The sequence below is a fragment of the Pseudomonas sp. LPB4.O genome (genome assembly GCF_038383825.1).
GTDB classification, from domain to species: Bacteria; Pseudomonadota; Gammaproteobacteria; order Pseudomonadales; family Pseudomonadaceae; genus Aquipseudomonas; species Aquipseudomonas putida.
The window spans coordinates 442656-461910 of record NZ_CP151298.1 but is presented as its reverse complement, the minus strand read 5'-3'; the positions used below and the strand labels follow the sequence as shown (position 1 = coordinate 461910).

The 19255-nt window shown below is 62.5% G+C and carries 16 protein-coding genes and 1 tRNA gene; 14 read left to right on the top strand and 3 right to left on the bottom strand.

Features of this window, described 5'->3' with window-relative positions; genetic code table 11:
- Position 1: 1 nt before the first annotated feature.
- Positions 2 to 571, top strand: coding sequence for a glycerol-3-phosphate 1-O-acyltransferase PlsY (gene plsY, locus MRBLPB4O_RS01960; RefSeq protein ID WP_043202462.1), 570 nt, complete (start codon positions 2 to 4; stop codon positions 569 to 571).
- A gap of 17 nt (positions 572 to 588) precedes the next feature.
- On the opposite strand, the gene tsaD is transcribed toward plsY, so the two are convergent.
- Positions 589 to 1614 (bottom strand): tRNA (adenosine(37)-N6)-threonylcarbamoyltransferase complex transferase subunit TsaD, encoded by a 1026-nt coding sequence (gene tsaD, locus MRBLPB4O_RS01955; protein ID WP_016497697.1) that lies wholly within the window; start codon positions 1612 to 1614, stop codon positions 589 to 591.
- A 204-nt stretch (positions 1615 to 1818) separates the two neighbouring features.
- Here tsaD and rpsU point away from each other — a divergent pair, with 204 nt between their 5' ends.
- The 5 genes from rpsU (at position 1819) to MRBLPB4O_RS01930 (ending at position 10305) form a co-directional block, all read left to right on the top strand.
- Positions 1819 to 2034 (top strand): 30S ribosomal protein S21, encoded by a 216-nt coding sequence (gene rpsU, locus MRBLPB4O_RS01950; RefSeq protein ID WP_003255575.1) that lies wholly within the window; start codon positions 1819 to 1821, stop codon positions 2032 to 2034.
- Between the two features lie 304 nt (positions 2035 to 2338).
- Positions 2339 to 4321 (top strand): DNA primase, encoded by a 1983-nt coding sequence (gene dnaG / locus MRBLPB4O_RS01945; protein WP_341797390.1) that lies wholly within the window; start codon positions 2339 to 2341, stop codon positions 4319 to 4321.
- Between the two features lie 67 nt (positions 4322 to 4388).
- On the top strand, positions 4389 to 6239 hold the full coding sequence (gene rpoD, locus MRBLPB4O_RS01940) for an RNA polymerase sigma factor RpoD (RefSeq protein WP_016497695.1): 1851 nt from the start codon (positions 4389 to 4391) through the stop codon (positions 6237 to 6239).
- Between the two features lie 229 nt (positions 6240 to 6468).
- Complete coding sequence (locus MRBLPB4O_RS01935) at positions 6469 to 10212, top strand: EAL domain-containing protein (RefSeq protein WP_341797389.1); 3744 nt, start codon at positions 6469 to 6471, stop codon at positions 10210 to 10212.
- A 16-nt stretch (positions 10213 to 10228) separates the two neighbouring features.
- Positions 10229 to 10305, top strand: a tRNA-Ile gene (locus MRBLPB4O_RS01930).
- 230 nt (positions 10306 to 10535) lie between these two features.
- Here MRBLPB4O_RS01930 and MRBLPB4O_RS01925 read toward each other — a convergent pair.
- Positions 10536 to 10658 (bottom strand): hypothetical protein, encoded by a 123-nt coding sequence (locus MRBLPB4O_RS01925; RefSeq protein WP_341797388.1) that lies wholly within the window; start codon positions 10656 to 10658, stop codon positions 10536 to 10538.
- A gap of 165 nt (positions 10659 to 10823) precedes the next feature.
- Positions 10824 to 11378, bottom strand: a complete 555-nt coding sequence (locus tag MRBLPB4O_RS01920) for a serine acetyltransferase (RefSeq protein WP_341797387.1) — start codon at positions 11376 to 11378, stop codon at positions 10824 to 10826.
- 159 nt (positions 11379 to 11537) lie between these two features.
- Between MRBLPB4O_RS01920 and MRBLPB4O_RS01915 the strand changes: the two genes are divergently transcribed.
- The 8 genes from MRBLPB4O_RS01915 to pqqB all read left to right on the top strand — a co-directional run bounded on the left by MRBLPB4O_RS01915 (position 11538) and on the right by pqqB (position 19162).
- Positions 11538 to 11999: an Lrp/AsnC family transcriptional regulator gene (locus MRBLPB4O_RS01915; protein WP_341797386.1), complete on the top strand. Its 462-nt coding sequence runs from the start codon at positions 11538 to 11540 to the stop codon at positions 11997 to 11999.
- 188 nt (positions 12000 to 12187) lie between these two features.
- Positions 12188 to 12550 (top strand): toxin, encoded by a 363-nt coding sequence (locus tag MRBLPB4O_RS01910; RefSeq protein ID WP_341797385.1) that lies wholly within the window; start codon positions 12188 to 12190, stop codon positions 12548 to 12550.
- On the top strand, positions 12528 to 12842 hold the full coding sequence (locus MRBLPB4O_RS01905) for a transcriptional regulator (RefSeq protein ID WP_341797384.1): 315 nt from the start codon (positions 12528 to 12530) through the stop codon (positions 12840 to 12842). The genes MRBLPB4O_RS01910 and MRBLPB4O_RS01905 overlap by 23 nt, the downstream gene beginning before the upstream one ends.
- A gap of 162 nt (positions 12843 to 13004) precedes the next feature.
- The gene (locus tag MRBLPB4O_RS01900) at positions 13005 to 14687 is read left to right on the top strand and encodes an NAD(P)/FAD-dependent oxidoreductase (protein ID WP_132843037.1); all 1683 of its coding nucleotides are present in this window, start codon (positions 13005 to 13007) and stop codon (positions 14685 to 14687) included.
- Between the two features lie 14 nt (positions 14688 to 14701).
- A complete protein-coding gene (locus tag MRBLPB4O_RS01895; RefSeq protein WP_341797383.1) occupies positions 14702 to 15496 on the top strand; it encodes a carbon-nitrogen hydrolase family protein in 795 nt (264 codons plus the stop codon).
- A gap of 143 nt (positions 15497 to 15639) precedes the next feature.
- On the top strand, positions 15640 to 17928 hold the full coding sequence (gene pqqF / locus MRBLPB4O_RS01890) for a pyrroloquinoline quinone biosynthesis protein PqqF (RefSeq protein WP_341797382.1): 2289 nt from the start codon (positions 15640 to 15642) through the stop codon (positions 17926 to 17928).
- Between the two features lie 171 nt (positions 17929 to 18099).
- Positions 18100 to 18171 carry a pyrroloquinoline quinone precursor peptide PqqA gene (gene pqqA, locus MRBLPB4O_RS01885; protein ID WP_008365141.1) on the top strand — a complete coding sequence of 24 codons (72 nt, stop codon included), beginning with the start codon at positions 18100 to 18102 and terminating at the stop codon, positions 18169 to 18171.
- Between the two features lie 79 nt (positions 18172 to 18250).
- Positions 18251 to 19162 carry a pyrroloquinoline quinone biosynthesis protein PqqB gene (gene pqqB, locus MRBLPB4O_RS01880; protein ID WP_063424396.1) on the top strand — a complete coding sequence of 304 codons (912 nt, stop codon included), beginning with the start codon at positions 18251 to 18253 and terminating at the stop codon, positions 19160 to 19162.
- The last annotated feature ends 93 nt before the right edge of the window (positions 19163 to 19255 follow it).

Sequence of the window (19255 nt, the reverse complement as noted above, 5' to 3'; positions counted from 1 at the left end):
CATGTTTTGGTTACTGGCGTTGCTCGCCTACCTGCTCGGCTCACTGTCCTTCGCCATTCTCCTCAGCCGCCTTTCGGGCAGCCCGGACCCGCGTTCCAGTGGTTCAGGCAATGCCGGCGCCACCAACATGCTACGCCTGGCAGGCCGTAAACTGGCGATCCTGACCCTGCTTGGCGACCTGTGCAAGGGCCTTTTGCCGGTATTGCTCGCCCGCCTTGCCGGGCTGGACCTGCACGCGCAAGCCTGGGTGGGCGTGTGCGCGGTGCTGGGCCACCTGTTTCCCCTGTACTTCCGCTTCCGGGGTGGCAAGGGCGTGGCGACGGCTGCCGGCATGCTCATGGGCCTGTATTTCCCGGCCGCGCTGCTGGCCATCGGCGCTTGGCTGCTGACGTTCTACCTCACCCGCACCAGCTCGCTGGCGGCGCTGATTGCCACGCCGCTGACCTTGCCATTGCTGGCCTGGCGCGAGCCCGAAGCCCTGCTGCCGATCACCGTGCTGACCGTGATGATCGTATGGCGCCACCGCAAAAACCTGCGCGACCTGTTCGCCGGGCGCGAACGGCACTTCTGACCGTTCGGCTTCACACGTTACAGCGGCGGCAACTGCTCCATCGGCCAGCGCGCCTGCACGCTGATCGCCAGGTCCTGGTGCTGCCCCGCCAACAGGCGCTGGCAACCGGCGTAGGCGATCATCGCGCCGTTGTCGGTACAGAACTGCGGGCGCGCGTAGTACACATTGCCCTTGATGCTGCCGAGCATGTCTTCGAGGGACGCGCGCAAAGCCTTGTTGGCACTCACACCACCCGCGATGACCAGGCGTTTGAGGCCGGTCTGCTTGAGCGCCCGCTTGCACTTGATGGTCAAAGTCTCCACCACCGCCTGCTGGAATGCCAGGGACAGGTCGCAACGGGTTTGCTCACTGTCGTCGCCAGCGTTCTTGCATTGCTGCCAGGTGTTGAGGGCGAAGGTCTTGAGGCCACTGAAGCTGAATTCCAGGCCCGGGCGGTCGGTCATCGGCCGCGGGAACACGAAGCGCCCAGGTACGCCCTGCTCGGCCAGGCGCGCGATTTCCGGGCCGCCGGGGTAATTGAGGCCGATCAGCTTGGCGGTCTTGTCGAACGCTTCGCCGGCGGCATCGTCCAGGCTTTCGCCCAGCAGTTCGTACTGACCGATGCCATCGACGCGTACCAGCTGGGTGTGTCCGCCTGAAACCAACAAAGCGACGAACGGAAACTCAGGGGGGTTTTCTTCCAGCATGGGCGCCAGCAAGTGGCCTTCCATGTGGTGCACGCCAATCGCCGGAATGTCCCAGGCAAAGGCCAGCGCCTGGGCGCAGGAGGCGCCCACCAGCAATGCGCCGACCAGGCCAGGGCCCGCGGTGTAGGCAATGGCGTCGATCTCGGTGGCGACGCAGCCCGCCTCCTCCAGCACCTGGCGAATCAGCGGCAACATGCGCTTCACGTGGTCACGCGAGGCAAGCTCGGGCACCACACCGCCAAACACGCGATGCAGGTCAATCTGGCTGAACAGTGCGTCGGCCAACAAGCCGCGCTCACTGTCGTATAATGCGACGCCAGTTTCGTCGCAGGATGTTTCCAATCCCAGTACTAGCATGGGTTCGTCCCTTGTGGGGGCTGAATTCGAAGGCGCGCATGATAGTCCCCGTGTCGGATGCCGACCAGCGGTTTTCGATCAGAGGCTTTGCATTCCGGCTTGCTAAGGGTTAACATCCGCAACCCTTGAAAACCGACGTTCTCCAGCACACCTTTGTTTTGCCAGGAGCACGTCTACCCCGGTAATGAATTAAGGTAGCCCTGGATGCCAGCCGTCAAAGTTAAAGAGAACGAACCCTTCGACGTAGCTCTGCGTCGTTTCAAGCGCTCCTGCGAAAAAGCCGGTGTACTGGCTGAAGTTCGTAGCCGCGAGTTTTACGAGAAGCCGACCGCCGAGCGTAAGCGCAAAGCAGCTGCTGCTGTTAAGCGTCACGCCAAGAAAGTACAGCGCGAACAGCGCCGCGCCGTTCGTCTGTACTAATACAGACGTTCTACGCAAAGCTTCTGCCCTGCCCGGCTAACCGCCGGGTGATGGCAGCGGTCGTTTCAAACTTGAGCAGCTAGCTCAAGGCCCCGCACAAGCTTCACGCGAAGTGCACAGGGGCAACCTGCCTGAAACGTCAGAGCTGGTCTTTCTTGCTGTATGACCAGACGTGCACGTCCGACTGACGGGCCCTTAGGGGCTGGCGACGAGCACACATTTCCCTCGCACTTCCCCAAGCATCACCTGCCCCGTTCGGCGCGTGAGCGATTAGACTTGCCAGTTGCCAGATGACGAGACTGCCATGGCCGGGCTGATTCCCCAGAGTTTCATTGACGACCTGATCAACCGCCTCGACATCGTCGACGTGGTGAGTTCGCGCGTCCAGTTGAAAAAAACCGGCAAAAACTACTCGGCCTGCTGCCCGTTCCATAAAGAGAAGACACCTTCCTTCACGGTCAGCCCCGACAAGCAGTTCTACTACTGCTTCGGCTGCGGCGCCGGCGGCAACGCTTTGGGCTTCGTCATGGACCACGACAACCTGGACTTCCCCCAGGCTGTCGAAGAACTGGCCCGCGCCGCTGGCATGGAAGTGCCCCGCGAGCAAGGCCGCCGCGACCAGAAGCCTCGCCAGCCAACCGACTCGCCGCTGTACCCGCTGCTGGACGCCGCCTCGGAGTTCTACCGCCAGGCCCTGCGCAGCCACCCGACCCGCAAGGCCGCGGTGGACTATCTCAAGGGCCGCGGCCTGTCCGGGGAGATCGCTCGCGATTTCTGCCTGGGCTTCGCCCCGCCCGGCTGGGACAACCTGCTCAAGCACCTGGGTGCTGACGCCCTGCAGCAAAAGGTGATGATCGATGCCGGCCTGCTGATCGAAAACGCCGAAAGCGGCAAGCGCTACGACCGCTTCCGCGACCGGGTGATGTTCCCCATTCGCGACAGCCGCGGGCGCATCATCGCCTTCGGTGGCCGGGTACTGGGCGACGACAAGCCCAAGTACCTGAACTCCCCGGAAACCCCGGTGTTCCACAAGGGCCAGGAACTGTACGGGCTGTACGAGGCGCGCAAGCACAACCGCAACCTCGACGAAATCATCGTCGTCGAGGGCTACATGGACGTCATCGCCTTGGCTCAACAGGGCCTGCGCAATGCCGTGGCTACCCTTGGCACCGCCACCAGCGAAGAGCACCTCAAGCGCCTGTTCCGGGTAGTGCCCAGCGTGCTGTTCTGCTTCGACGGCGACCAGGCCGGGCGCAAGGCCGCCTGGCGTGCACTGGAGTCGACCCTGTCGAACCTGCAGGACGGCCGCCGCGCCCGCTTCCTGTTCCTGCCCGAAGGCGAAGATCCGGACAGCCTGGTGCGCGCCGAAGGTACCGATGCCTTCAGGGCCCGCATCAACCAGCACGCCCAGCCGCTGGCCGACTACTTCTTCGAGCAACTGGGCGTTGAAGCCGACCCGCGATCGCTGGAAGGCAAGGCGCACATGGCGACCCTGGCCGCACCGTTGATCGAAAAGATCCCTGGCGCCAACCTGCGCCAACTGATGCGCAACCGCCTGAAGGAAATCACCGGCCTGGACCCGCAGCAGGTCGAGCAACTGGCCCAACAAGCGCCAGCGGCCAGCGGTGTGCCGGACTACGACCCTGGCTACGACTACGACGCCATGGCCAGCTACACCCCTGACTACGGCGACATGCCGCAGCACGACTTCGTCCCCGCTCAGCAGGAGCAGGCGTGGAAGCCGAACAAGGGCGGGGGCAAAAAGCAGTGGAGCGACAAACCCTGGGACAAGAATCGCAAAGGCGGCAAAGCCTGGCAGCAACGAGATGAAGCGCCACCGCGCGTGCCAGCCCCGGTCGAGCCGCCTACCCTGGCCGCCCTGCGCACTCTGCTGCACCACCCGTTGCTGGCCGGCAAGGTGGAAGATGCCAGCCACTTTGCCGACGAAGAACACCTGTACAGCCAGCTGCTGGTGTCATTGATCGAAGCCGCACAGAAAAATCCTGGGCTAAGCTCAATGCAGTTGATCGCACGCTGGCATGGCACCGAACAGGGCCGCCTGCTGCGGGCCCTGGCGGAAAAGGAATGGCTGATCGTAGCCGACAACCTTGAACAACAGTTTTTCGACACTATAACTAGCTTGTCCGCCCGCCAACGCGAGCGCAGCCTGGAACAACTGCTCAGGAAATCACGTCAAAGTGAGTTGACCAGCGAGGAAAAAACCCAGCTCCTCGCCCTGCTGAGCCGGAATGTTCCCGCACAAACGCCGACCTCATCTGGCGCGTGAGGCCCATGCTCGGGTATAATCCTCGGCTTGTTTTTTGCCCGCCAAGACCTTCAGTGGATAGGGTGTTATGTCCGGAAAAGCGCAACAGCAGTCTCGTATCAAAGAGTTGATCACCCGCGGTCGTGAGCAGGGCTACCTGACTTACGCGGAGGTCAACGACCACCTGCCTGAGGATATTTCAGATCCTGAACAGGTGGAAGACATCATCCGCATGATCAACGACATGGGGATCAACGTATTCGAGAGTGCTCCGGATGCGGATGCCCTTCTGTTGGCGGAAGCCGACACCGACGAAGCCGCGGCCGAAGAAGCCGCTGCTGCGTTGGCGGCAGTTGAAACCGATATCGGCCGCACGACCGACCCGGTGCGCATGTACATGCGTGAAATGGGTACCGTCGAGCTTCTGACCCGCGAAGGCGAGATCGAAATCGCCAAGCGTATCGAGGAAGGCATCCGTGAAGTCATGGGCGCCATCGCTCACTTCCCGGGCACTGTCGATTACATTCTCGGCGAATATGACCGCGTCACCACCGAGGGCGGCCGCCTGTCGGACGTGCTCAGCGGTTACATCGACCCTGACGACAACATCGCCGCGCCGACCGAAGAGGTGCCGATCCCTGGCGCCAAGGCCGCAGCTGCGAAGGAAGAGTCTGACGACGAAGAGGAAGAAGCCGAGAGCAGTGACGACGAGGAAGAGACCGAGAGCGGTCCGGACCCGGTAGTCGCAGCCCAACGTTTCGGTGCGGTATCCGACCAGCTTCAGGCGACCTTCAAGGTCGTGAAGAAGCACGGTCGTGCCCACAAGGAAAGCATCGCGGCCCTGCAAGCCCTCGCCGACCTGTTCATGCCGATCAAGCTGGTACCCAAGCAGTTCGAGGTCCTGGTAGAGCGTGTTCGTGATGCCCTGAACCGTCTGCGTCAGCAAGAGCGCGCCATCATGCAGCTGTGCGTGCGTGATGCCCGCATGCCGCGTGCCGACTTCCTGCGCATGTTCCCGAGCAACGAAACCGACCAGACCTGGAGCGGTGACCTGGCCAAGCGCAACACCAAGTGGGCTGCTGCCCTGGGTGAAAAGGACGCCGCCATCGTCGCTTGCCAGCAGAAGCTGATCGACCTTGAGACCGAAACCGGCCTGACCGTTGCCGAGATCAAGGACATCAACCGTCGCATGTCGATCGGTGAAGCCAAGGCCCGTCGCGCCAAGAAAGAAATGGTCGAGGCGAACCTGCGTCTGGTGATCTCCATCGCCAAGAAGTACACCAACCGTGGCCTGCAGTTCCTCGACCTGATCCAGGAAGGCAACATCGGCTTGATGAAAGCGGTGGACAAGTTCGAATACCGTCGCGGCTACAAGTTCTCGACCTACGCCACCTGGTGGATCCGTCAGGCGATCACCCGCTCGATCGCCGACCAGGCACGCACCATCCGTATTCCGGTGCACATGATCGAGACGATCAACAAGCTCAACCGTATTTCCCGCCAGATGCTGCAGGAAATGGGTCGCGAACCGACCCCGGAAGAGCTGGGCGAGCGCATGGAAATGCCTGAGGACAAGATCCGCAAGGTACTGAAGATCGCCAAAGAGCCGATCTCCATGGAAACCCCGATCGGTGACGACGAAGATTCGCACCTGGGCGACTTCATCGAGGACTCGACCATGCAGTCCCCGATCGACGTGGCCACGGTCGAAAGCCTCAAGGAAGCCACCCGTGACGTGCTCTCGGGCCTGACTGCACGCGAAGCCAAGGTGCTGCGCATGCGCTTCGGTATCGACATGAACACCGACCACACCCTCGAAGAGGTAGGTAAGCAGTTTGACGTAACGCGTGAGCGGATCCGTCAGATCGAAGCGAAGGCGTTGCGCAAACTGCGCCACCCCACTCGCAGCGAGCATCTGCGCTCCTTCCTCGACGAGTGATGACAAAACCCCGGCCCAGGCCGGGGTTTTTCTTTTCTGCCTTTTGAAACACTCGCGGTCCCTGTAGGAGCAGCCTTGTGCTGCGAAGAAGCCATCCGGGTCACCGTACACCTCCGCCCATACGGCGCTTTCGCAGCACAAGGCTGCTCCTACACATATCTCGCTTACCCCACGCTTGCGCAATGCCCGTCTACACTCGACGTCAGACCCCAAAAAGTGCGAGGCCGCTATGCCGCTCATGCCGGCCATTCTGCTGCTGCTCCTGATTTTGTGGAACACAACGGCCGGCGCCCTGACCCTGACAGACGAGGAGAAAGCCTGGCTGGCTGCCCACCAACAGCTGAGCCTGGGCGTAGACGCCTCTTGGCCACCGTTCGAGTTTCGCGACCAGGAGGGCCGGTACCAGGGATTGGCCGCCGATTACATCGCCGCGATCCAGCAACGCCTGGGCGTGACGCTCAAACCGGTCGAGCCCAGCAGCTGGACCGAGGTACTGGCGCAAGCGCGGGAAAACCGCATCGACCTGCTGCCCGGTATCATGTCCACCCCCGAACGCCAAGGCTATCTGGCCTTCACCCGCCCGTACCTCGACTTCCCCATCGTCATCCTCGCCCACAAAGGCGGCGCACAACCGCGCAAACTGGACGACCTGTACGGCCTGAAGATAGCCGTGGTCGAAAACTACGCCCCGCACGAACTGCTGCGTACCCATCACCCCGACCTCAACCTGGTGGCACTGCCCAATGTGAGCTCCACCTTGCAGGCCTTGGCCACCGATCAGGTGGACGCCGTGGTCGGCGACCTCGCTTCAAGCATCTGGAGCCTGCGCCAGCTCAAGCTCGATGGGCTCTATGTCAGTGGCGAAACGCCCTACCGCTACCAGTTGGCCATGGCCGCACCACGCGACAACAAAGTGCTGGTGGGCATTCTGGACAAAGTCATGGCCGACATGAGCAGCGGCGAAGTCAGCCAGATCCAGCAGCGCTGGGTGGGTAATGTGATCGACCAACGGATGTTCTGGTCTGACCTGCTGGTGTATGGCCTGCCAACGGTGCTGTTGCTGATGGCCGTGCTGGCCGTGGTGATCCGAATCAACCGTCGGCTCAGCTCGGAAATTTCCCGGCGTATCGCACTGGAGCAGGAGCTGCGCAGCAGCGAGTACCACTACCGCGGACTGGTCGAGAGCCTGTCCGCCATCGCCTGGGAAGCCGATGCCAACGACTTTACCTACAGCTACGTCTCCCCACATGCCGAAGACTTGCTTGGCTACCCGCTGAGCGACTGGCTCAGGCCGGGCTTCTGGCGCAGCATCCTGCACCCGGAGGACGCCCTCTGGGCCCAGGCCTACTGCGACAGCGAAACCGCAGCCGGACGCGACCATAGCCTGGACTATCGGGTAATCCGGGCTGACGGCCAGCCCCTGTGGGTACGCAATATCGTCAGCATGATCGAACACGGGCACCAGCCGGTGATGCGCGGGCTGATGATCGACATCAGCGAAACCAAGCGTACCGAGGACGCCCTGCGCCTTTCCGAACAAAAGTTTGCCTCGGTGTTCCAGCAGTGCCCCGACATTCTGCTGATCGCCCGCCACAGCGACGGCTGCCTGCTGGAGGTGAACGAAGCCTTCGAAGAGCAGATCGGCCTGACCGCGGGACAGGTGCTTGGCCGCAGCGCTACGGATCTGCACCTGTGGGGTGTCGAAGGCTCCGGCCCCCCGCTGCTTGAGCGCCTGCACCAGGGCGGCATCCGCAACCTGGAAATGAGCTTCCGGCGCAGCAATGGCCAACTGTTCACCGGCCTCACCTCGGCCGAAACCTTCGAACTCGACGGCACACCTGCGCTGGTGGTGGCGGTGCGCGACATCAGCCAGCTCAAGGAAACCCAGGGGCAGTTGCAAACCTCGGAAGAGAAATTCGCCAAGGCGTTCCACGCTTCGCCCGACGGCCTGCTGCTGTCGCGCCAGAGCGACGGTTTGCTGCTTGAGGTGAACGAAGGCTTCTGCCGCCTCACAGGCTACGACCTCAACCCGACCATCGACCAGACCTCGCTTGACCTGGGTATCTGGGTCGACCTCAACGAACGCAAACGCATGGTCGACCAGCTCAACCGCGACGGCTTCGTGCGCGACTTCACCTGCCACATCCGCCGCAGCGACGGGCAGATCCGCCTGTGCGAGCTGTCCGCCAGGCCCCTGCCGATTGCCGGTGTCGACTGCATGCTGACCATCGCCCGCGACATCACCGAGCGCCACCTGATGCAGGAAAAACTGCAGCTGGCCGCCACCGTGTTCGAGAACACCGCCGAAGGCGTGCTGATCACCGACATCGACCAACGCATCAGTGCCGTCAACCGCGCCTTCAGTGAAATCACCGGCTACAGCGAGATCGAAGCCCTCGGCCAGACCCCGCGCCTGCTTGCCTCCGGCCAGCACGACAGCGCCTTCTATGCCGCCATGTGGCACCAGCTTACTGCCGAGGGCCACTGGCAAGGTGAGATCTACAACAAGCGCAAGAACGGCGAACTGTACCCCGGCTGGCTGACCATCAGTGCGGTGCGCAACAGCGAACGCGAGATCACCCACTTCGTTGCCGTGTTCGCCGACATTTCCAGCCTCAAGCACGCCCAGGCCAAGCTCGACTACCAGGCCCACCACGACCCGCTGACCGGCCTGCCGAACCGTGCCTTGTTCGAGAACCGCCTGCAGGCCGTGCTCACTTGCGCGCAGGTGTCCAACCGCCAGGGCGCGGTGCTGTTCCTTGACCTCGACCGCTTCAAGCACATCAACGACAGCCTTGGCCACCCGGTCGGCGACCTGCTGCTCAAGGGCATTGCACAGCGCCTGAAAGAACAGGTGCGGGACGTCGACACCGTGGCCCGCCTGGGCGGTGACGAGTTCATCATCCTGCTGCCCGGCCTGCACAAGCCCAGTGACGCCAGCACCATCGCCAACAAGCTGCTGGCCTGCTTTGTCGCACCGTTCCAGGCCGGTGAGCACGAGTTCTTCACCAGCGCCAGCATCGGCATCAGCCTGTATCCGCAGGACGGCACCGACGTGGCCACGCTGATCCGCAACGCCGACGCTGCCATGTACCGCTCCAAAGCCAAAGGCCGCAACCGCGTCGAAGCCTACACCCGCGACCTGACCGCCCAGGCCAGCGAGCGCATCGCCCTGGAGCACGAGCTACGCCGCGCCGTCGAACGCAACGAAATGAGCCTGTGCTTCCAGCCCAAGCTCAGCCTCAAGACCCAGAACCTGGTAGGCGCCGAGGCGCTGATCCGCTGGAGCCACCCGACCTTTGGTGAAGTGCCGCCAGAGCACTTCATCCACCTGGCAGAAGAGAACGGCACCATCCTCCAGCTCGGCGACTGGGTACTGGAACAAGCCTGCCGGCAGATGCAGGCCTGGAAGCAGCACTACGAACCCTTCGGCCCATTGTCGATCAACCTCGCCGGCGCCCAGCTTCGCCAGCCACACCTGGCCCGGCGCATCGAACAGTTGCTCAAGCACTACCAGCTCAAGGCGGGTGACCTGCAACTGGAGATCACCGAAAACTTCATCATGAGCCAGGCGGAAGAAGCACTGGCCGTGCTGTACCAGCTGAAAAAGCTGGGCGTGCAGCTGGCCATCGACGACTTTGGCACCGGCTATTCATCGCTGAGCTATCTCAAGCGCCTGCCACTGGACATTCTCAAGATCGACAAGTCGTTCATCCGCGGCCTGCCCGACGACCCCCACGACGCCGCCATCGCCCGTGCGATCATTGCCCTGGGCCGCAGCATGCAACTGACCATCATTGCCGAGGGCGTGGAAAACCAGGCTCAGCAACGCTTCCTGGCGGCCGAAGGCTGCGAGCAGATCCAGGGCTACATCGTCAGCCTGCCGCTGCCGCCAGGCGAGTTCGCGGCAACGTTTCTTCGCATAGCACTATCGGATCTTTCAGATGGCACAGGTGCGAAACCCTCGTTATAATCCGGCCACTTACTGAGGGCCTATAGCTCAGTTGGTTAGAGCAGAGGACTCATAATCCTTTGGTCCACGGTTCAAGTCCGTGTGGGCCCACCAAATACCAGAAAGCCGCGCGATTCCGCGGCTTTTTCATGCCTATCGATCAGCCGGGCCGTTATGCCCGCTTCTTCGATACGCTATTTGCCTGCGTCTCAGGCAACCAAAGTGCTTCCCAACCCTTCATGGCCAGGCCAACTGTCTTCGGCACCGGTTTTTCGCCCTTACGGTAATAAGCCAACATACGCCTGCTCAGCCCTAGCTCTTCAGCTGCTCGATCCAACGTCAGCTCATGTTTGGCCATCCAGCTCCAGATGAGCTCGTGTGAACACTCCCCCGTCCGCGAAGGTGAGCAGCAATGAAGCGGGGCCCACCACGGTTACCTCGGTCAGCTGGAAATGCTTGTTGGTCATGGATTCAACTCCTCCCACATTGCTACCAGTCGAGCCCTGTTTCGCGAAGCCCATTCAAGTGCCTTACTTGCGACCCACCGAGGCCGTCAATGGATACAGTGCAATGGTTGCACCAGACAGTATTATTCGAGCATCCCGCCCACAGCTCCGGAAATGTAACTCTTCTTACTCACCTCTTGACCGCATCTCGACCTGCCGCGGGTTGTAGAAGGTCATGCCAGCCGGAATATCCCGCGTAACCAACGACATCGCGCCAATCACCACGTCGTCGCCAATATCGATGCAGTCGGCAACGATGCAACTGTTAGCCCCCATGCTCACGTTGTCACCAATGCGCAGCGCGTAATCGTCCAACCCTAGTGTCTTGATACCGATCGAGCAGTTCTGCCGGACGAAGAAGTTGCGCCCGATGCTCACGTGTCGGGTAATTACTACCCCCGGCAGGTGCGCGATGCGCAGACCGGGTGCGATCTGTGCGCCGATGTCGATGTCCAGCGCGTACTTGAGGTTGAGCCGCTGTTGCATGCGCCGGGCGTGACGCCGCGCCAGGCCGCCGCGGGCGTCGAGGTACTGGGCCAGGCGGTAGGCAAAGAGGAAACGCAGTTTGTTGTCCTTGCGCGCACGGCGCAGCACGTTGAACAGCAGGCTTATACGGCGCCCGGGCCTTTTCTTGTTGGCGACTTCCAGTCGCCAGCATTCGAGCAGGTGGTCGAGGTTCACGCTGAGGTTCCCGTTGAGCTAGCGCTTCATCATGCCGAAGGCACAGCCACCAGGCCAGCGCAGTCGTTGTAGGAGCGCGTCGGATTGTTCAGCTGTGCCCGGCCTTGCCCTGATTGGCCCTCGCTGGCTAGGCTAGCAGGCCAACCGTAGAGACTCGCCATGTCGGATCCCCGCTCTATCACGCTGGATGAAATCGATCGCCAGCTGATCGCCCTGCTGCAAATCAACGCCCGCGAAAGCGTCGCTACCCTCGCGCGCCAGCTGGGCATCGCCCGCACCACCGTCAACTCGCGCCTGGAACGGCTGGAGAAGAACAAGGTCATCTCAGGCTATGGCGTGCGCTTGGGTCAGAGTGTGATGGGTGGCGGGCTGCAAGCGTACGTGGGGATCAAGGTGCAGCCTCGCTCCGGGAAGGAAGTGGTACGCCGTCTGAGTGCCATGGGCCAGGTGCAGCAGCTGTGTGCAGTAAGCGGCGAATTCGACTATGTGGCCTGGCTGCGTACGGACTCGCCCGAGCAACTGGACCAGCTGCTCGACCAGATCGGCAGTGTCGACGGGGTGGAAAAAACCACCACGTCGATCATTCTCAGCAGCAAGGTGGATCGCGGTCAGCCAATCTGAGCGACATCCTCCAGCACCGTCAATATCTTGAGTGAAACGCTGTATCGACCGATCGAGGCCTATACCTGCGTTACTTGCTGCAATTCATTCGTGCTGAGGCGTAGCGTCAATGCGTAATAGGCTGGTTAGAGGCCGGATTGACAGGCCTCACCACCTCTTCCAAACTATACGCAGATAACGTACACAGCATGGACGCCGTTTTTGTTGAGCTTCCCCCGTTCGAACGTCATCGTCCCAGTTACCTGAGCGACGAAGACTTTCGCTCCTTGCAACAGTTTTTGTTGAAGAATCCGCTTGCTGGAGATTTGATCCAAGGTACAGGTGGCCTCCGGAAGCTGCGATTTTCGGACTCCCAACGCCAAAAGGGCAAGCGGGGCGGTATCCGCGTCATCTACTACTTCTGGCTTCCGGGGACTCAATTCTGGCTGTTTACCCTATACGGCAAAGGCATGCAGGATGACTTGACCGACTCCCAGCGAAAAGCTCTGAGAACCATGCTCGAACGCGAATACCTGTCGAGGACCCACCATGCCACGCAACCTGTTCACTGAACTCACTGAAGGCTTCGACGCCTTGGCCGAAGAACGCCAAGGCAAGAAGACCCTGCGCTCGCACAAAGTCAGCTCCATCGAACTGGCCCCCTTGGCGCCTAATGAACTGTTGGAACTGCGCCAGCGCCTCAACATGTCCAGGGCACTGTTCGCGAACTGTCTACGGACCAACGCCAGAACACTGGAGAACTGGGAGCAAGGCCGTTCCAGACCTAATGCGCAGGCTGTTGCGCTCATTCGCCTTGTGCAGAAATACCCCGAGACCGTGGATCACCTCGCATCCCTTATCTGATTCATCATAATTGATCTTTTATTAGTAAATATGACGAATAAAGCTACATTCAGACACCACTCTGAACCTTAATTACGAACGCCCTGCTCCCTAAAATGACCACCAGGCATCTCCTATACTCAGGCTCCGCTCCCCGCGCAGCCTCTCTGGCAAGGTCACTTCATGAACAAGAAAAACCGCCACCCCGCCGACGGCAAGCAGCCCATCACCATCTTTGGTCCGGACTTCCCCTTCGCCTTCGACGACTGGCTGGAACACCCCGCAGGCCTGGGCAGCATTCCAGCCGAGCGCCAGGGTGAAGAAGTGGCCATCGTGGGTGCCGGTATCGCCGGCCTGGTGGCGGCCTACGAGCTGATGAAACTGGGCTTGAAGCCGGTGGTGTACGAGGCCTCCAAGCTGGGTGGCCGGCTGCGTTCGCAAGCCTTCAACGGCACCGACGGGATCATCGCCGAACTCGGCGGCATGCGTTTCCCGGTGTCGTCCACGGCGTTCTATCACTACGTGGACAAGCTGGGCCTGGAGACCAAGCCCTTCCCCAACCCCCTGACCCCGGCCTCGGGCAGCACAGTGATCGACCTGGAAGGCCAGACCTACTACGCCGAAAAAACCACCGACCTGCCCAAGCTGTTCCACGAAGTGGCCGACGCCTGGGCCGACGCCCTGGAAAGTGGCGCCCAGTTCGCCGACATCCAGCAAGCTATCCGCGACCGCGATGTACCGCGGCTCAAGGAGTTGTGGAACAAGCTGGTGCCGCTGTGGGACGACCGCACCTTCTACGACTTCGTGGCCACCTCGCGCTCGTTCGCCAAACTGAGCTTCCAGCACCGCGAAGTGTTCGGCCAGGTCGGCTTTGGCACCGGCGGATGGGACTCGGACTTCCCCAACTCGATGCTGGAAATCTTCCGCGTGGTGATGACCAACTGCGACGACCACCAGCACCTGGTCGTCGGCGGTGTGGAGCAGGTGCCGCAAGGTATCTGGCGCCATGTGCCCGAGCGCTGCGCCCACTGGCCGGAGGGCACCAGCCTCAGCGGCCTGCATGGCGGCGCGCCGCGCACCGGGGTCAAGCGCATTGCCCGTGCCGCCGATGGCCGCCTGGCGGTCACCGACAACTGGGGCGACACCCGGCACTACGGCGCCGTGCTCGCCACCTGCCAGACCTGGCTGCTGACCACCCAGATCGACTGCGAGGAATCGCTGTTCTCGCAAAAAATGTGGATGGCCCTGGACCGCACCCGCTACATGCAATCGTCGAAGACGTTCGTCATGGTCGACCGGCCGTTCTGGAAGGACAAGGACCCGCAAACCGGCCGTGACCTGATGAGCATGACCCTCACCGACCGCCTCACCCGCGGCACCTACCTGTTCGACAACGGCGACGACAAGCCGGGGGTCATCTGCCTGTCCTACGCCTGGATGAGCGACGCGCTGAAGATGCTGCCGCACCCGGTGGAAAAGCGCGTGCAGCTGGCCCTGGATGCGCTGAAGAAGATCTACCCCAAGACCGATATCGCCGGGCACATCATCGGCGACCCGATCACCATTTCCTGGGAGGCCGACCCGCACTTCCTCGGCGCCTTCAAGGGAGCCCTGCCGGGCCACTACCGCTACAACCAGCGCATGTACGCGCACTTCATGCAGCAAGACATGCCTGCCGAGCAGCGCGGCATGTTCATCGCCGGTGACGACGTGTCGTGGACCCCGGCGTGGGTGGAAGGCGCGGTGCAGACGTCGCTGAATGCGGTGTGGGGTATCATGAACCACTTCGGTGGCCAGACCCACCCGGACAACCCCGGCCCGGGCGATGTGTTTGACGAGATCGGCCCGATCGCCCTCGCAGACTGACACAAGGAGGCACCATGCGCATTGCTCTGTTCCAGGGCGCCCCCAAGCCACTGGACGTGCCCGGCAACTTGCAACGGCTGCGCCACCAGGCGCAGTTGGCAGCCGACCGCGGCGCCCAGTTGCTGGTGTGCCCGGAAATGTTCCTGACCGGCTACAACATCGGCCTGGCCCAGGTCGAGCGGTTGGCCGAAGCCGACGATGGCCCGGCGGCGATGGACGTGGTGGAAATAGCCCAGGCGCACCGCATCGCGATCGTCTATGGCTACCCCGAGCGTGGTGATGATGGGGCGCTCTACAACAGTGTGCAGTTGATCGACGCGCACGGGCGCAGCCTGTGTAACTACCGCAAGACTCACCTGTTCGGTGAGCTGGACCGCGCGATGTTCAGCGCAGGCCCAGACCACTTCCCGGTGGTGGAACTGGACGGCTGGAAAGTCGGCCTGCTGATCTGTTACGACATCGAGTTCCCGGAGAACGCCCGACGCCTGGCGTTGGGTGGTGCCGAACTGATCCTGGTGCCGACGGCGAACATGGCCCCGTACGACTTCGTCTGCCAGGTGACCGTGAGGGCGCGGGCGCAGGAAAACCAGTGCTACCTGGTGTATGCCAATTATTGCGGCTCGGAAGACGAGATCCAGTATTGCGGGCAGAGCAGCATCATCGGCCCTGATGGCAGCCTGCTGGCCATGGGTGGGCGGGATGAATGCCTGTTGCTGGCGGAACTGGAGCATGAACAGGTGGTGCAGGGGCGGGAGGCATTTCCTTACCTGACAGACCTGCGCCAGGAACTGCACCTGCGTAAAAGCTGACGTCCCATTCGCGGGCATGCCCGCTCCCACAGGATTGGGGTCAGTCTGCAAGCCACACCATACCTGTAGGAGCGGGCGCGCCCGCGAAGAGGCCGGGCCTGCTCATACAAATGGGTTAGCATGAACACCTACCCGGAGTTTCCATGCCTGACACCACCCGCCACCTCACCCTCGCCAACGGCCTGCAGCTGACCCTGCGCCACGCCCCGCGCCTTAAGCGCTCGGCCGCCGCATTGCGGGTGCACGCGGGCAGCCATGACGCTCCCGCCAGGTGGCCCGGCCTGGCCCACTTCCTTGAACACCTTTTCTTCCTTGGCACCGCGCAGTTCCCCCTGAACGACGGCCTGATGCGCTACGTCCAGGCCCTCGGTGGCCAAGTCAACGCCAGCACCCGGGAACGCGCCACCGATTTTTTCTTCGAAGTGCCGACCAATGCCTTGGCCGGGGGCCTTGAGCGCCTGTGCCAGATGCTGGCCGAACCGGACCTGGGCATCGAGCGCCAGCGCCGCGAACGCGAAGTGATCCACGCCGAATTCATTGCCTGGTCGCGCAACCCGCAGGCTCAGCAGCAGTTCGCCTTGCTGCAATCGGTTTCGCCGGGCCATCCGCTAGGCGCTTTTCACGCTGGTAACCGGCACACCCTGGCCTTGCAGAATGCTGCCTTCCAGCACGCCCTCAAAGGCTTTCACCAACGGTATTACCAGGGCGGCCAGATGACCCTGAGCCTGTGTGGCCCACAGTCGCTGGATGAAATGGAGCAGCAAGGCAGGCAACATGCCAGCCTGTTCGCCACGGGCACGCAGGCGCCACAAACGCTGCCGCCGCCACTGTCGCCACCGAACGCGCGCCTGGTGTTCACCCATGAAAAGCTCCCGGCAGGTGCCGAGCAGGCCCTGGAATTACTGATCAGTTGCCTGGGCGACAACCGCCCGGGTACCTGGCTGCATGCGCTGCGCCAACGTGGCTGGCTGCAAAGCTTCAAGGCCGAGATGCTGTACAGCTTCGCCGGGCAGTTACTTTGGCACATGGACCTGCAGCTCAGCGTAAGCGCCAACCCGGACGAAGCAGATGCCCTGCTGCAAGGTTGGTTCAGCTTCATCCGCCAGGCCGACCTTGAGCAGATGAACCACGCATTCGGCCTGCTGCAGCTCAGCCGTGAACGCAGCGCCGGCGCGCTTGAGCTGGCTCGCCGGGACAGCACGGGCCAGCCGTTCGCCAAGCTGGATGCGCAAGGCCTGGGCGCCCTCAGCGCTCTCCTCCAGGGCCTGCCGGGCCAAGCGCATGGGCAATGGCAACTGCCCCCCGTCGACCCCTTGCTGATGGCAGATTTGCCCAATGCCCCGGCGCAACCTCTACCGGCGGCCCTGAAGACCAGCGACCTGCTGCCTGGCACCCGTCAGTACGCCGCGCTTTACCTGCGCTGGCACCTGCCTTCGCCCTTGCGCCAGCGCTTGCAGGGCGTGCTGGAACAGGCGCTGGCCCCACTGCAGGAGCGCTGCGAACGCGCGTCGGTGCAACTGCTGTTCACTGCCGTTGGCGAATACTGGCAATTGCGCTGCGCCGGGCAACCGGCAGCGGTGCTTCGGGCAGTGGAGCAGGCCTTGGCCCTGATGCTCAAGCCAGCAACCAGTTGCTGGCAGCCCAGCACGGCGACGCCACCGCCACTGATCCCCATCAGGGCCTTGCTCAAGCAACTGCCCGACGCGGTACTGGGCGCCCACCCCGCAAGTGCGCCTGCCGGCATGCCGACGCAGTCACAACTCGACAGCCTGTGGCAGCACGCCCGCTGGCATGGCCTTGCCACAGGTTTCGACGCTGCTGCGCTGAGCGCTTTGGGCACTGCGTTACAGCACTGCCCTGGGCAAGCCTCGCTGCCTGCCCCCCCGCCTACATGGGCCAGCCACCGTTGGCAGCACGCCGAAGTACCCGGCAGTGAACACGCCCTGTTGCTGTTCTGCCCGCTCCCTGCGGCCAGCGAAGCCAGCGGCCGCGTGCTTGCGCAATTGCTGCAAGGGCCGGTTTACCAACGGCTGCGGGTAGAGCTGCAACTCGGCTACGCGGTGTTCAGTACCTTTCGTCAGGTCGAGGGTGTCGGCGGCCTGTTGTTCGGGGTGCAGTCGCCGCATACCCGCCAGGCGCAGATTCTCGAGCACCTGCTTGCCCTCCTGCGTCAAGGCATCACGCTGGATCCGGGCGCTCGCGTGGCGTTGGCCGAGCAATTCGACGAGCCCGCCATGGCCAACGCCGACGTTGCCGAATGGGCATGGCAGACACACCTGGCTACACAACCGGGCACGTTGGATGAGCTGCGCAGGGCTATCTTGAAGACGCGGCAGACGGATCTGGACCAGCTGCTGGGCACCCTGCTCGATAAGGACTGCCCTTGGCTCTGCTTGGCCAACGCTGCCGCGCCAGCCCTTGAATGGCCGTGAACAACCTCGCGATTGTTACGCCAATTACAACGGCGCTTTTCGAATAATTAACCTTTCGGTACAAATTTTTCTTGTAAGATAGCGCAATCCCAGTTTCAGGGAACTGCCGGCCCATGGCGGTACCCAAGTAGTAGCTGAGCAACCCAACCCTCATTCGGAAGGAGTAATTCCATGTGGACCAAACCTGCTTACACTGACCTGCGTATCGGTTTCGAAGTCACCATGTACTTCGCAAGCCGCTAAGCCAGGCTTGCGCCTCAACGCCTCGGCCCGCCGGGGCGTTTTCGTTTTTACGACACGGTTTTCTGCATAGAGAGTGGCCATGTACATCCAGGTTCTCGGCTCCGCCGCCGGTGGCGGGTTCCCGCAGTGGAACTGCAACTGCGTCAACTGCAAGGGCTACCGTGACGGCACCCTGCGGGCCACGGCGCGCACCCAATCGTCCATCGCCCTGTCCGACGACGGCGTGCACTGGGTGCTGTGCAATGCCTCGCCCGACATCCGCGCCCAGCTCCAGGCCTTTGCGCCGATGCAGCCGGCCCGTGCCCTGCGCGACACCGGCATCAACGCCATCGTCCTGCTGGACAGCCAGATCGACCACACCACCGGCCTGCTCAGCCTGCGCGAAGGTTGCCCGCACCAGGTGTGGTGCACCGACATGGTCCACCAGGACCTGACCACCGGTTTCCCGCTGTTCAACATGCTCAGCCACTGGAACGGTGGCCTGCAGTGGAACCGCATCGAGCTGGAAGGCAGCTTCGTGATCGACGCCTGCCCAAACCTCAAGTTCACCCCGTTTCCGCTGCGCAGCGCCGCGCCGCCCTACTCCCCGCACCGCTTCGACCCGCACCCGGGCGATAACCTGGGTTTGATGGTCGAAGACACCCGCACCGGCGGCAAGCTGTTCTACGCACCGGGCCTGGGCCAGGTAGACGAAAAGCTGCTGGCGATGATGCACGGTGCCGACTGCCTGCTGGTCGACGGCACCCTGTGGGAAGACGACGAAATGCAGCGCCGTGGCGTGGGCACCCGCACCGGCCGCGAGATGGGTCACCTGGCCCAGAACGGCCCTGGCGGCATGCTGGAAGTGCTCGACGGCTTCCCGCGCCAGCGCAAGGTACTTATCCACATCAACAACACCAACCCGATTCTCGACGAAGACTCACCCGAGCGCGCCGAAGTCCTGCGCCGGGGCGTCGAAGTTGCCTTCGATGGCATGAGCATCGAGTTGTAAAACCGAGATCGCACAAGCAACACAGTTCCCCTGTGGGAGCGGGTTCACCCGCGAAGAATCCAACACAGTGTATGGCACCGGCTTCGCCGGTGT

Excerpts from the sequence above, each read along its gene's own strand:
- plsY (WP_043202462.1), top strand. The coding sequence starts at position 2 with ATGTTTTGGTTACTGGCGTTGCTCGCCTACCTGCTCGGCTCACTGTCC.
- tsaD (WP_016497697.1), bottom strand. The coding sequence starts at position 1,614 with ATGCTAGTACTGGGATTGGAAACATCCTGCGACGAAACTGGCGTCGCA.
- rpsU (WP_003255575.1), top strand. The coding sequence starts at position 1,819 with ATGCCAGCCGTCAAAGTTAAAGAGAACGAACCCTTCGACGTAGCTCTG.
- dnaG (WP_341797390.1), top strand. The coding sequence starts at position 2,339 with ATGGCCGGGCTGATTCCCCAGAGTTTCATTGACGACCTGATCAACCGC.
- rpoD (WP_016497695.1), top strand. The coding sequence starts at position 4,389 with ATGTCCGGAAAAGCGCAACAGCAGTCTCGTATCAAAGAGTTGATCACC.
- MRBLPB4O_RS01935 (WP_341797389.1), top strand. The coding sequence starts at position 6,469 with ATGCCGCTCATGCCGGCCATTCTGCTGCTGCTCCTGATTTTGTGGAAC.
- MRBLPB4O_RS01925 (WP_341797388.1), bottom strand. The coding sequence starts at position 10,658 with ATGACCAACAAGCATTTCCAGCTGACCGAGGTAACCGTGGTGGGCCCC.
- MRBLPB4O_RS01915 (WP_341797386.1), top strand. The coding sequence starts at position 11,538 with ATGTCGGATCCCCGCTCTATCACGCTGGATGAAATCGATCGCCAGCTG.
- MRBLPB4O_RS01910 (WP_341797385.1), top strand. The coding sequence starts at position 12,188 with ATGGACGCCGTTTTTGTTGAGCTTCCCCCGTTCGAACGTCATCGTCCC.
- MRBLPB4O_RS01905 (WP_341797384.1), top strand. The coding sequence starts at position 12,528 with ATGCCACGCAACCTGTTCACTGAACTCACTGAAGGCTTCGACGCCTTG.
- MRBLPB4O_RS01900 (WP_132843037.1), top strand. The coding sequence starts at position 13,005 with ATGAACAAGAAAAACCGCCACCCCGCCGACGGCAAGCAGCCCATCACC.
- MRBLPB4O_RS01895 (WP_341797383.1), top strand. The coding sequence starts at position 14,702 with ATGCGCATTGCTCTGTTCCAGGGCGCCCCCAAGCCACTGGACGTGCCC.
- pqqF (WP_341797382.1), top strand. The coding sequence starts at position 15,640 with ATGCCTGACACCACCCGCCACCTCACCCTCGCCAACGGCCTGCAGCTG.
- pqqB (WP_063424396.1), top strand. The coding sequence starts at position 18,251 with ATGTACATCCAGGTTCTCGGCTCCGCCGCCGGTGGCGGGTTCCCGCAG.